Below are 13243 nucleotides of genomic sequence, written 5' to 3'. Positions count from 1 at the left end.
GCCAAGCTCATCAATAGTATGGCAACCTACAATAATATGTCGACAGCATGGCGAAGCGCTACGCTGTCCGCCAGTGCCAGGCTCTGCAAATTCGCATCTATACGTTTGGTAAGCCCCGACAGTACTTTTCCCGGCCCGCACTCCACCACATGGGTAACGCCGGCGGAAGCAAAAGAGCGAACGATTTCGGTCCAGCGCACCGGGCTGCATAATTGCCGTATCAGAATTCTTTTTATGCCTTCAGGATTTTCGTGCCGCTGCACGTCAGCATTGTGCAACAGTGGCGTTGCTGGCGCCCTGAGCATCAGCAATTCCAACCGCTGTTGCAGTCTGTCAGCCGCCTGGCTCATGAGGGAACAATGCGAAGGTATGCTCACAGGCAACATCAGCGCCCGCTTCGCGCCTTTCGACTTGGCCAGTTCCATCCCGCGCAGCACTGCATTTTTGTGACCGGCGATCACTATCTGGCCAGGCGAATTAAAATTCGCCGGCTCCAGCAATTCTCCGTCGGAAGAATTTGTGATTTCGTCGCAAAGCGCTCTCACTACCTCATCGTCAAGCCCGAGAATTGCCGCCATGGCGCCGACACCTTCCGGTACTGCCTGTTGCATTACCTCGGCTCGAAAGCGTACCAATGATAGCGCATCTGAAAAAGCCAGTGCGCCCGACGCCACCAAGGCAGTATATTCTCCCAGGCTATGGCCCGCCATGAGTGCCGCGTTCACGTCTCCCAGGCTTTGCCAGGCGCGATATACCGCAATGCCGGCCATCAGCATCAGCGGTTGAGTATTGACAGTCAGATTAAGCTCATCGCTCGAACCATCATTGACCATCGTCCAAAAATCCTGCCCGAGCACAGAAGATGCCTCGGCAAAGGTTTCGCGCACGATGGGGAAATCAGCATAACCCTTCATCATGCCTATCGATTGCGAGCCCTGCCCGGGAAAAACACATGCGAATTTTACGGAAGCAGTCATTGTTGACTGCATCCATTTGAACAGAAGCAGTTGATAATTCCTGGATATCTTTGGATGAGAGTAAAACCGGGATAATAGTGTTGCATTAAATTAGGAAATAGCATTCTTCTAATGCCTTATTGCGACAAACAATAAAAGCGAGGGATAATCAGACGGTAAAAACACGCTTCTTGTGATTTACGCGGAGGTTAGCAGCTCTACCATGAAATCAATACCGCTCCCCAGGTAAATCCTCCTCCTACGCCTTCCAGAAGTACATGCTGACCGGATTGAATGCGGCCATCGCGTACGGCAACATCCAGCGCCAGCGGAATGGAGGCGGCTGAAGTGTTGCCATGCTTGTCCAGCGTGGCAACCACCTTTTCCATTGGGATACCCAATTTTTTTGCCGTGGAAATAATGATACGGATATTAGCCTGATGGGGAATCAGCCAGTCAATATCGGATACCTCCAGATTATTTTCCGCCAAAGCCTCGCGCACAACATCTTCCAGGACTTTTATAGCAAATTTGAAGACCGTATTGCCTTCCATCATAACAAACGGGTTGCCTTGAATCTTGCCATGAGAAAAGCTTCCAGGCGCCGTCAGGATACCCTTATAGCTTCCATCCGCATGAAGATGGCTTGAAATTATTCCCGGGCGATCACTCCGGGTGAGTACGACAGCACCTGCGCCGTCGCCGAATAGCACGCAGGTACTACGGTCGCTCCAGTCGAGTATGCGCGAGTAGACTTCCGCCCCGACGACCAGAGCCGTACGATATTTTCCGGCACGAATAAACATATCAGCGGTGGCAAGCGCATAGATAAAGCCGCTGCATACAGCCTGCACGTCAAATGCAGCGCAATCCTTCACGCCGAGCTTATCCTGCAGAATGCAGGCCGTACTGGGAAAAATCACATCCGGCGTCGTGGTGGCGACAATAATCAGATCGATTTCTCCAGCATCGATCTTCGCAGCCTTCATTGCTTCACGGCTGGCATTGAGCGCCAGATCGCTCGCCATCTGGCTATCCGTCGCGATGTGCCGCTGTGCAATACCGGTACGACTGCGTATCCACTCGTCGCTGGTATCCACCATTTGCTCAAGATCAAGATTGGTGAGAATTTTTTCAGGCAAATAGCTGCCTGTCCCGATAACCCTGGAGTACATCATGCGCGATTCTCTTCCGCCAGAGGCCGAGGATATGAGGATGAGTTTTCTGGATGATGCGGCAGCTGCGCAACCCGTTCGCTGATGTGATTCAGCATTCCGCTGCGAACCTCATCCACCGCCCGGGCAATAGCGAAACCAAACGCGTGACTATCAGCCGAGCCATGGCTTTTAATGACGACCCCGCGCAACCCCAGCAAACTGGCGCCATTGTATCGGCGGTGATCCACCCGGCGCTTGAATGCATTAATGACTGGCGAGGCGATGAGTCCCGCGAATTTTGTGAACAGATTGCGCCTGAATTCCTCACGCAAGTAAGTGGAAAGCATTTGCGCCACCCCTTCCGAAGTTTTCAGGGCCACGTTACCCACGAATCCGTCACATACAACCACATCGGTTGTTCCTTTATAGATGTCGTTACCCTCGATATTGCCGTAAAAATTAAGGCCGCTGTTACGCAGCAGCTCTGCTGCCCGTTTCACTACCTCATTGCCCTTGATCTCTTCCTCGCCTATATTCAGCAAGCCGATGCTGGGCTTCTCATTGTTTTCAACGGAAGATATCAAGGTTGCCCCCATCACCCCGAATTGAAGCAGATGCTCCGCACTACAATCCACGTTGGCACCTAAATCAAGCACATAAGTGTGCCCTTTTATGGTGGGCAATACCACGGCCAGAGCCGGTCGGTCGATTCCAGGAAGTGTTTTCAGCACAAACCGGGACGTTGCTATCAATGCGCCGGTGTTACCTGCGCTGACGCATGCCTGTGCTTCACCACTCTTTACCAGGTTGATAGCGACTCGCATCGAAGAGTTTTTCTTACCTCGCAATGCGAGGGCGGGCGACTCGTCCATGCCCACTACTTCACTTGCGGAGTGAATCCTCAACCGGGGGCTGGAGGCAACCTTGGCGGCGCGCAATTCAGTTTCGATAACGTCGGGCAGTCCAACCAGAATGATGTCACTTCCGGTGTTACGATGGAGATACTCGACGACTGCAGGAACCGTCACATGAGGGCCGTGATCGCCACCCATGCAGTCTACCGCTACGGTGATATTCAATTTTGGAACGCCCTTGAGGTGGGGATAGAGTTGATCCCCAGAACGGGGCGATTTAATCTCCTTTTGCTTTGACGACCTTTCTGCCCCGGTAATAACCGGTGGGGCTGATATGGTGACGCAAATGTACTTCGCCAGTACCGGGGTCCACCGTCAACGGCGAACTGGTGAGAGAATCATGCGAACGGTGCATGCCGCGCTTGGATGGGGATTTCTTGTTCTGTTGGACTGCCATGGTATTCAGCTCCTTAAATATATTTTCAATGCAGGCTTTTCAGTGCCGCCAACGCAGCAAAAAGCGATCTTTCCCCTGCCATATCCTTACTATCCTGCTTGATCGAGCATTCGCTTTCCCCATGACGTGGGGAAAGTGGCAAACTCAGGATTATTTCGTCCTCGATCAGCGCCATAACATCCATGTCGGGGGTCGCCAGAACACACTCGACCGACTCATCTTCATCAAGGCGGGACAGCTCATTTTCATTTTGCGCCAGCAGCAGGTACGCCCGCAAATCCAGCACATATCCATATTCGCCCAGACAACGCTGGCAACAGAGATTTATCGACCCCTGAACAGCTATTTTCAGGAGCGGCCTGGCATTTATGTCCAGCGCGCCAGTTATCGCGTATTGCAACTCGCCGCCGCCGGACGTCAGATAATCCTGTAACCGATCGAGCTCGGACAACGCGATTTTACCATGATGCGCCCCGGCATTATGGGCAAAATCGAGAGCATCAATGATGAGTCGTACCGGCATAAGAGTAGAAATCTTTTTTATAAAATGAAATGTGAATATTCTCTTTCGCGTATTGCCCGCTACCCCGCTTCAATTGCATCCGTCAATGCTGTTCAATTGATAAGTTTGTGTATTTAAGATTAAAATCTGCCGGCATGTATTCTTGTGGGCATGTATGTAGTATGTATACGGCGCGCATAATATATTTTTTGCCTCTTAGTGTCAAAAACCTGATAAAGATAAACTTTGAAAACACAACGAATTGCCCAGCGACTTGTGTTGGGATCCAGTTCCATATATCGCCACGAACTGCTTCGGCGCTTGCAAATTCCATTTGAAGTTTATAATCCGGAAATAGACGAAACTCCCCTGGCCGAAGAGCGTCCTGACACGACTGCCTTGCGCTTGGCCGCCGCAAAGGCGCGCATGGTTGCCGTGAGTCACCCTGATGCCTTGATCATAGGCGCTGACCAGGTAGCGGTATTGGAGGGGATTCAGCTCGGCAAACCGCTCAATCATGCAAATGCGACCCAGCAGTTGCGCCTCATCCGCGGAAAAGAGGTTGTATTCCATACTGCCTTGAGCCTGCTGAATAGCGATAAAGACAATATGCAGATACGACTTGTCTCGTCCCGCGTCAAATTCCGTGAACTAAGCGACCGGCAAATTGACAATTATCTCGATAGAGAACAGCCGTATCACTGTGCCGGAAGTGCCAAGCTCGAGGGATTGGGGATCGCATTGATCGAACATATCGTAAGCGAGGATCCCAGTGCACTGATCGGGTTACCGCTGATTGCACTGGTGGAAATGCTGACGCGCGAAGGTGTGGAGATAGTGTGAATTCCGGTACTCTCTATCTCATTCCCGCTCCCTTGGGCCCAAGTGATATCACCTGGATAATCCCCCCCGCTGTCCGACAATGCGTAGCGGCGCTTGATCATTATATTGTCGAGCACCCAAAGACCGCGCGGCGGTTTCTGAAACAGATCGGTTGCGTCCTGCCAATACAGAAAATCAGCATGCAGGTATTGGATGAACACACTCAAGCCAGGGAATATGAAAAACTGCTTGCACCCCTCCTCGAAGGCAGCGATATCGGACTCTTATCTGAAGCGGGCTCTCCGGCGGTAGCGGACCCTGGGGCAGGGTTGGTGCGCCTTGCTCATCAAAAAAATATCCGGGTGGTGCCGCTGGTAGGGCCATCCTCCATACTGCTGGCGCTGATGTCGTCGGGATTGAACGGTCAGCGCTTCACATTTCACGGTTACCTTCCCGTTGAAAATGACAGGCGTACCAAAAAAATAGTTGAGCTGGAAAAAAATTCGTTAACCGGCGATCAAACCCAGATATTTATCGAGACGCCATATCGTAACCAAAAGTTGCTGGAATCCATTCTTTCCACCTGCCGTGATGACACTGCTCTTTGCATCGCCTGCAACCTCACCCTGGCAGATGAATTCATTTCAACCAGAACAATCCGGGAATGGAAACAAGCTTTGCCCGATGTTCATGATAAACCCGCCATCTTTTTGCTGCAGGGCTGACCGATCAGGCAAAATTGTAATCACCGCAACCCTCCACCGATTCCCGTGGCAATCAGTGCCTCCGCCGCTACTGCGCCGAAGCGTCGGGCGAGGCGCTCGCTGAATCCTTCCCGGGTCGTGTAATCCACGATGTGTTCAGCTTTGATAATTTCCCGCGCGACATAGTCTGCACTGCCTATCGCATCGACAAGCCCCAGTTCTATGCTTTTTTGACCCGTCCAGACGATGCCGCTGAATATCTCCGGTGTTTCCTTCAGGCGCCCCCCCCTTCCCTCCTTCACTACCTGAATAAATTGTTCGTGGATATCGTTCAGCATTTTTTTGGCGTATTCCTCCTGACCCGGATTGGGAGGCGAAAAAGGATCAAGAAAGCCCTTGTTTTCCCCTGCGGTGAGCAACCGCCGTTCGACGCCAAGTTTTTCCATCGCGCCCGTAAAACCGAATCCGTTCATCAGCACGCCGATGGAACCGACCATGCTCGCTTTATCCACGTAAATTTTATCGGCAGCGACGGCAACATAGTAACCACCGGATGCACAGATGTCTTCTACTACGGCATAAAGAGGAATTTCCGGGTACTCGGCACGCAGACGGCGGATCTCATCATTGATGTACCCCGCCTGTACCGGACTGCCGCCCGGGCTGTTGATGCGCAGGATAACACCCTGCGTTTTTGCATCCTTGAACGCATGCTGCAAGCCGGCGTTGATATTATCAGCACTGCTAACGCTATCGGGAGAGATTACGCCCCGCAGCTCGACCAGGGCAGTATGTTTACGCGACATGGACATATCGTCCCCACTAAACCAGCCAGAGAAGATGAATAACAAAATAAACAAATAGATAAATGTAAGCGACTTGAAAAATATGCTCCATTGACGCGCCCTGCGCTGTTCCTGCAGAGAAGAGAGCGCCAGTTTTTCAAGCACCTGCTTTTCCCATCCTTCGTTGCGATTTTCTGAATCTGCCATGTTATTTCAATCCTTCCAATGAAGTGATATAGCGAACTGCGCGGAACCGAGTTCAACCAAAACGTTACGCTTTCTACCCTATTTCCGCAAACCCCTTCCCCTTGTCTGAGTCAGGGATGGAATCCTGGCAGGCCTCCGGCTGGCCGGAAAAATCAGGTATATCGCTCGCCGACCCATTATGGGCACAAAGGCGTACTATCAGCATCCAGCTCAAGCAAAAATTTGCGTAGGTCTTCCGCCAGCGGCGCCTCAATACAAAGCTTTCTCCCGGTTACCGGATGCGTAACTTCGATGATAAAGGCATGCAGGAACATGCGCTTGAGACCTTGTTCGGGGCCAAGCCTCATCAGTTCCCTGTTCAATGCGAAGTCTCCATACTTATCGTCGCCTGCTATGGGGAAATCCAGATGAGCGAGATGCACGCGAATTTGATGAGTACGGCCCGTTTTTAACTCCGCTTCCAGCAGACTAAAATTCTGCCAGGATTTTTTCAGATTAAAAACGGTGTGAGAGCTCTTCCCCTCTTCGCTTCCTTTCCCATCGGCAATCACCGCCACGCGCCGTTCGCCCGCGGGCGTCACGTATTTCCTGAGAAACAGCTTGACGCTTTGTCTCGTATTGCGCCACTTGCCTTTTACCAGCGTAAGGTACCGCTTTTCCATCATCCCTGCACGGATCACCCGGTGCAATTCAACGAGCGCAGCCCGGTTCTTGGCCAGGAGCAAAATCCCGGAAGTCTCCCTGTCGAGGCGATGGACCAGTTCCAGAAATTTCCAGTCGGGGTGCTGGGCGCGTAATTGCTCGATGACACCGAAACTCACGCCGCTGCCGCCATGCACTGCGACTCCCGCGGGCTTATTGATGACGATAAGGACTTCGTCCTCAAATAAGATTTCGAATGGAATAAATTGGCTTTTAGTTACTTTCTTTCTGAGTGCAGAACTTCTTTCCGCCATCCTCACCGGTGGTATACGTACCATATCGCCCAGTTGAAGATGACAATCCGCACCGATGCGCTTGCTGTTAAGTCGAACCTGCCCGCTCCGCAATAGCTGGTAGATATGACTTTTAGGCACATTTTTCAGGCGTTTGATCAAGAAATTATCGATACGCTGACCTTTACTGTCCTCGCCTATAATTTCTGTAACCGCCGGACTCAGAGGAAATTCTTTGCCTAAATCCTTAGTTCTACTTATACTTGCCAATTCGGGGTTCCAGCCTATCCTTTATCCGGTGCGTAAAGTGGCGCTGTTGATGGGATTTTGTCCGAGGTATAAGAGCCAATCCCGAAATCTGGTTAACGTCGCTCACCACTAAAGTAGCGATAGTAATGGATTTACGCGCTCGAAGCACACGTCGATTTCAGTTTTCAGTTTCGTAGCGCCCGCTTGCGGGCAGCCATAGTCGAAGCCTGATTGAAACTTAATTTCCTGGCTCTGCTTGTCAGAAAAGCAGGGCCACTGTGACAAGCCAGAGAAATAGTCATCTTACACCAGCAGCCCGACATACATGACAAAGTTGCCTGACTAAAAGCTCTCGTATACGCTGCGTCGGGGACTTTCCTCTTCGCGCGTAGGCTATCTACCCGTGACCAGAGCGCGGGGGGCATAAAATGAAACGCATGCTATTTAATGCGACACAGCCGGAAGAACTGCGTGTCGCCATTGTTGATGGTCAAAAACTGATTGACCTCGACATTGAATCTGCCGGCAAAGAACAACGCAAGAGCAATATCTACAAAGCCGTTATTACCCGCCTTGAGCCGAGTCTCGAAGCCGCTTTTGTCGAGTACGGCGGGGAACGGCATGGCTTTCTGCCATTCAAGGAAATTTCCCGCTCTTATTTCAAGGAAAATGCAGACCCAGCCCGCGTTCGCGTCCAGGATGCGCTCCGTGAAGGCCAGGAGCTCATTGTTCAGGTGGACAAGGATGAACGCGGAACCAAGGGGGCTGCACTCACCACCTATATTTCCCTGGCAGGCCGCTATCTGGTCCTGATGCCCAATAATCCTCGCGGCGGAGGTGTATCTCGCCGCATAGAGGGCGAAGACCGCGCGGAACTGCGTGACGTCATGGCACAACTGAGCATTCCTTCCGGCATGAGCATTATAGCCCGTACCGCTGGAATAGGGCGAAGTGAAGAAGAATTGCAGTGGGATCTCAATTATTTGCTGCAATTGTGGCGCGCCATTGAAGATGCTTCCAGCAGCCAAAGCGGCGCTTTCCTGATTTATCAGGAAAGCAGCCTGGTAATCCGCGCCATACGAGATTACTTTCATCAGGAGATCGGAGAAATCCTGATCGATACTGAAAGTATCTACGAGCAGGCGTGCCAGTTCATGAGCCACGTCATGCCGGCCAATGTCAACCGGGTCAAGCTCTACCGTGACGATGTGCCACTATTTTCACGTTTTCAGATTGAGCACCAGATTGAGACCGCTTATTCGCGTCAAGTCACACTACCCTCGGGCGGTGCTATCGTTATCGACCACACTGAAGCACTGGTGTCGGTTGACGTAAACTCGGCACGGGCCACCCGCGGTTCGGATATCGAGCAAACCGCGCTCAACACGAACCTGGAAGCCGCCGAAGAAATCGCACGGCAGCTGCGTCTGCGCGACCTGGGCGGACTCGTGGTGATTGACTTCATCGACATGGAAATCGCTCGTAACCAGCGTGAGGTGGAAAACCGGCTGCATGATGCGTTGCGTTATGACCGCGCACGCGTGCAGATGGGCAAGATTTCCCGTTTTGGTTTGCTTGAACTATCGCGTCAACGCCTGCGCCCTTCGCTGGGTGAGAGCAGTTATATCTCCTGTCCGCGTTGTCACGGTACCGGACACATCCGCGGCACTGATTCCTCTGCATTGCACATTCTCAGGATAATTCAGGAAGAAGCGATGAAAGAGAATACCGCCGTGCTTCACGCTCAAGTACCGGTTGATGTGGCTACCTATCTACTGAATGAAAAGCGTTCGGAAATTCATGCAATCGAAGCCCGATTAAAGGTAAGTGTAGTACTGATTCCGAATATTCATCTCGAAACACCAAACTACAACATCACCCGCTTGCGTCATGACGATGTGAAACTGAGTGAAATTCAAACCAGCTATCAAATGGTGGAGAAACCAGCCCCGGAAATTTCGTTACCCTCAGCTGCGCAAGAGGCCAAGCCGGCACGGCAGCAAGCTGCTGTACGAGGTATTACGCCGCCGCAACCCGCTCCGATACGTGAGCATAAACCTCATCATGAACCGGAGCAGCTTTCTTTTCTGGATAGAATATTCAGCTGGTTCAAGCAGATGGGTGTGGCAGAAAAAAACATGCGGCCAGAGCAGGTAAAGGCCGGTCCGCAACGAGTAGACCGCGGCCGTGGTCGACGAGAGCGCGGGCGCGAAGTGCGCGATGGCGAGCACGAAAAAACACCGCGAGCCACTCAGCGTGGGCGCGACGATCGTGGTGAGCATGGCGGTGAAGCCGCTAATGCATCAAGTCTTGCCCGGGATGTTGCGCCTCAGCGTGGGGAACGTAGTGATGCGAAGTTGCAGGGTGAACGCTCCGCTCAAAAAAAGCATCCGCGGCCACCACGCGAAGAGAAAATCCGAACCGAACTCAAACCACGACCAGAAGAACAGCCTGTAGCTGAAGAAACCTTGCAGCAGGGTGAAGACAGCGGACGACGTAGACGTCGTGGCGGGAGACAGCGTGATCGGGGTGATCGCACAGAGCGGACTCCCCATGAAAATAAACAGCCAGCGGTGACAGATTCTCACACTCAGCGAGCTGCTGACCAGGCGACGCATGAAAAAAGCCCCATTCCGGAAACCCTTTCCGCATCAATGCAGGAGGCATCGGCGCTCATCCTTACCCTCCCTCCTCTGCAGGGAGAGGGAGCAGAGACACCTTCGGAGTCAACGGGTAACCCTCATTCTGAATCTTTGCATGAGGATGAAAATATGCCGGTAATTGATATGCCGGTAATTACCCAGCCAGTGTCGGCAGCACCGACCTCGCCCTTACCTGTCCCGATAGCGCCCGAGCCGGAAACGGAGCAGGATAAGCAGCAAACCGTTCAGGAGCCCGCTCATGAACCTATCAAGGAACTGGCAACAGCAAGCTCGCCCGCCTCTATCACAACCATACCGGAACCGTCTCCGGATGAAATTGAAATTGGCAACACAAATAATGGAGCTGCTGCCGCCGACATCGAGGTAATGATCCCTGTATCCGAACGGGAAGAAACCCGTTTGCCCCAGCGATCGCCGGCAATCGAACCGTTGAACCTGGTGGCGAGTGGATTAATCATGATCGAAACCCAACCGGAGAAGATAAAAACGGCTGAAACCGAGGCGGCAGTAGAATCAGCGCTACCGCAACGCCGGCGGAAAAGAACACCTCCTCCTCCGGTAGTGAACCAGGAAGAACCGTTAGTGCAAGTCGAAACGCATAAATAGGATTCGGTATCTGCAAAAGATAAAAGGCGGGACAGAACACTCCCGCCTTTTTACTGCACCTGCGAAGTACTTGTTCAGGCGCTGTTCTCCAACAGCCTGTCGGACCGGCCAGGCACTCTCTCGCCGCAATTCTTCAATCCGACAGGCTGCTAGCTATTTTCACCACGAAGCCAGATGAGCAATCCGCGTCCCGCTTCCTCGACCATATTCAGTACGTGCTCGAAACCCTGATTTCCTCCGAAGTAGGGATCAGGCACTTCCTCCACGCCTTCCGAATATCGCTCACTGTATTGCATCAGCAATCCAAGCTTATGGCTATATTGGGGCGGACATTCTCGTTCGAGTATGGCCAGATTCGCCCTGTCCATCGCCAGAATATAGTCAAAAACCTCGAAATCCGTTTCATCCACCTGACGCGCGCGCAATTCCGTTGCGTCATAACCTCGCCGCGCCGCTGCTTTCTGAGCCCGCGGATCCGGCGGTGCACCGATATGATAATCATGCGTACCGGCGGAATCGATATGGATAGCATTCTCAAAGCCGGCAGCGATAACTTGATGTCTAAAGACAGCCTCCGCAGTGGGAGAGCGACAAATATTGCCCATGCAAACAAACAAAACACGAGTCTTGGTATTTTCTCCTCTGTTCATAATCAGCAATACCTCCTTCTGCCGCTATTCCATCTTATCCAAACATAATATTATAATACATCGTCATATAAAGTATTACCGGTGCTGTCCCGCAAGTTGAAGAATCGAAATTCTGCATAATAGTGAACTTTCCAACAAGTGCGACGACTGCTGAGCACGCCGATCAACTGGACTGGCAACTGAACCGCAAAGCAGGAACGCTGTTGAGGTTACCTAATACGGCAACTCCGCATCCGGTTTGACCTGTAAAATAACCTTGCGAAAATCCTTCTGTATACGGTTTAAAGCTGCCTCGTTGTCAGCCTCAAATCGTAGCACGATCACGGGCATAGTATTGGATGAGCGTGCCAATCCAAAACCGTCCTTATATTCGACCCGCAGTCCATCGGTGGTAATCACGCGCTCCGGATTATCGAAGCGCGCAGTTTTCTGTAATTGCGCGATAACGTGGTAGTTTTCGCCTTCTTGCAATCTTATCTGCAATTCAGGGGTGCTAAGGGCATCCGGGATTTCACTGAATGCAAGATTGATATCCGTTGTGGAACTGAGTAGCTCCAGCAGACGCGCACCTGCATAGAGCCCATCATCAAATCCATACCAGCGTTCATTAAAAAAAATGTGTCCACTCATTTCTCCGGCCAGCAACGCACCGGTTTCTTTCAATTTACCTTTTATGAATGAATGTCCTGTCTTCCACATGATAGGCTCGCCACCATGTTGCCTGATCCAGGGAGCAAGATTGCGAGTACACTTCACGTCAAAAATGATCCGTCCGCCCGGATTTCTGGACAATACGTCGACAGCAAACAACATCAATTGGCGATCGGGATAAATAATGGTACCGCTCTTGGTAACCACCCCCACACGATCACCGTCGCCGTCGAAGGCAAGACCTATTTCCGCATCGTCGGTTTTAAGCGCCTCAATCAGATCCCGCAAGTTCTCGGGAACGGACGGGTCGGGATGATGATTGGGAAAAGTCCCGTCAACCTCACAGAACAGCTCGGTTACCTCGCATCCCAATCTGCGATATAGCTCAGGTGCATAGCGGCCGGGTACACCATTACCGCAATCAATGACGATTTTCATGGGACGCGTCAGCTTCACATCGCTGGTTATGCGTTGAAGATATGTTTCGGCAATATCGTGCGTGCGATAGTCGCCATTGCCGTAAGAAAAATCATTATTTTCAATCCGCACACTCAAGGCTTGAATGGATTCAGCGGCCAAGGTTTCACCACCCAATACCATCTTCAAGCCATTATATTCCGGAGGATTGTGGCTGCCGGTAACCATAACACCTGAATAATTGCACAACATATGGGCAGCGAAGTAGAGCATGGGGGTGGCGACCATCCCGACGTCTATCACGTCGATACCGCTTTTTTGCAAACCTTTCGCGAGTGCCTGCGCCAGTTCGGGGCCTGATAACCTGCCATCGCGCCCTATCGCTATCGATGCAAGTCCGCGTGCTCGTGCTTCAGATCCGATAGCGTGACCAATGGCTTCGACGATTTCAGCAGTCAGTGTTTTCCCGACAATACCTCTAATATCGTAAGCCTTGAAAATTTCGTGCGGGAATGTGTACATTAGAGTAGCGTGGAGGTTGAATAGGTAATATTTGGGTACAACTCAACTAGCAGCCTGTCGGACTTGAAGAATCGCAGTTTGCAGCCGATTTCCTTTAAGTCCGACA

Annotated in this window: 12 protein-coding genes; 3 read left to right on the top strand and 9 right to left on the bottom strand. The window is 51.8% G+C overall.

Annotated features, from left to right (window positions below):
* Positions 1-26: 26 nt before the first annotated feature.
* The 5 genes from fabD to KJS40_RS05185 all read right to left on the bottom strand — a co-directional run bounded on the left by fabD (position 27) and on the right by KJS40_RS05185 (position 3947).
* Positions 27-977: an ACP S-malonyltransferase gene (gene fabD, locus KJS40_RS05205; RefSeq protein ID WP_213539335.1), complete on the bottom strand. Its 951-nt coding sequence runs from the start codon at positions 975-977 to the stop codon at positions 27-29.
* A 197-nt stretch (positions 978-1174) separates the two neighbouring features.
* Positions 1175-2134: a beta-ketoacyl-ACP synthase III gene (locus tag KJS40_RS05200; RefSeq protein WP_280520244.1), complete on the bottom strand. Its 960-nt coding sequence runs from the start codon at positions 2132-2134 to the stop codon at positions 1175-1177.
* The gene (gene plsX / locus KJS40_RS05195; RefSeq protein WP_213539334.1) at positions 2131-3192 is read right to left on the bottom strand and encodes a phosphate acyltransferase PlsX; all 1062 of its coding nucleotides are present in this window, start codon (positions 3190-3192) and stop codon (positions 2131-2133) included. Before plsX ends, KJS40_RS05200 begins: the two co-directional genes overlap by 4 nt.
* Before the next feature lie 52 nt (positions 3193-3244).
* Positions 3245-3424, bottom strand: a complete 180-nt coding sequence (gene rpmF, locus KJS40_RS05190) for a 50S ribosomal protein L32 (RefSeq protein WP_025040569.1) — start codon at positions 3422-3424, stop codon at positions 3245-3247.
* 25 nt (positions 3425-3449) lie between these two features.
* Positions 3450-3947, bottom strand: coding sequence for a YceD family protein (locus KJS40_RS05185; RefSeq protein ID WP_213539333.1), 498 nt, complete (start codon positions 3945-3947; stop codon positions 3450-3452).
* A gap of 225 nt (positions 3948-4172) precedes the next feature.
* Here KJS40_RS05185 and KJS40_RS05180 point away from each other — a divergent pair, with 225 nt between their 5' ends.
* Positions 4173-4769, top strand: coding sequence for a Maf family nucleotide pyrophosphatase (locus KJS40_RS05180; protein WP_025040571.1), 597 nt, complete (start codon positions 4173-4175; stop codon positions 4767-4769).
* Positions 4766-5473 carry an SAM-dependent methyltransferase gene (locus KJS40_RS05175; RefSeq protein WP_213539332.1) on the top strand — a complete coding sequence of 236 codons (708 nt, stop codon included), beginning with the start codon at positions 4766-4768 and terminating at the stop codon, positions 5471-5473. Before KJS40_RS05180 ends, KJS40_RS05175 begins: the two co-directional genes overlap by 4 nt.
* A gap of 20 nt (positions 5474-5493) precedes the next feature.
* Here the strand turns inward: KJS40_RS05175 and KJS40_RS05170 are convergent, their stop codons facing one another.
* Together KJS40_RS05170 and KJS40_RS05165 are read right to left on the bottom strand one after the other, a co-directional pair.
* Positions 5494-6444: a S49 family peptidase gene (locus tag KJS40_RS05170; RefSeq protein WP_213539331.1), complete on the bottom strand. Its 951-nt coding sequence runs from the start codon at positions 6442-6444 to the stop codon at positions 5494-5496.
* A gap of 176 nt (positions 6445-6620) precedes the next feature.
* A complete protein-coding gene (locus KJS40_RS05165; RefSeq protein ID WP_244859767.1) occupies positions 6621-7604 on the bottom strand; it encodes an RluA family pseudouridine synthase in 984 nt (327 codons plus the stop codon).
* 452 nt (positions 7605-8056) lie between these two features.
* Between KJS40_RS05165 and KJS40_RS05160 the strand changes: the two genes are divergently transcribed.
* A complete protein-coding gene (locus KJS40_RS05160; RefSeq protein WP_213539329.1) occupies positions 8057-10897 on the top strand; it encodes an Rne/Rng family ribonuclease in 2841 nt (946 codons plus the stop codon).
* Between the two features lie 149 nt (positions 10898-11046).
* Here the strand turns inward: KJS40_RS05160 and KJS40_RS05155 are convergent, their stop codons facing one another.
* Positions 11047-11547, bottom strand: a complete 501-nt coding sequence (locus tag KJS40_RS05155; protein WP_213539328.1) for a low molecular weight protein-tyrosine-phosphatase — start codon at positions 11545-11547, stop codon at positions 11047-11049.
* Positions 11548-11760: 213 nt separating this feature from the next.
* Entirely contained in the window at positions 11761-13137 is a 1377-nt protein-coding gene (locus tag KJS40_RS05150) for a phosphomannomutase/phosphoglucomutase (protein WP_213539327.1), read from the bottom strand.
* Positions 13138-13243 lie beyond the last annotated feature (106 nt).

The sequence above is a fragment of the Nitrosospira sp. NRS527 genome (genome assembly GCF_018406445.1).
GTDB classification, from domain to species: Bacteria; Pseudomonadota; Gammaproteobacteria; order Burkholderiales; family Nitrosomonadaceae; genus Nitrosospira; species Nitrosospira briensis.
Note: the sequence above shows the minus strand (reverse complement) of the source record. Positions and strands in the feature narration are given on the sequence as shown.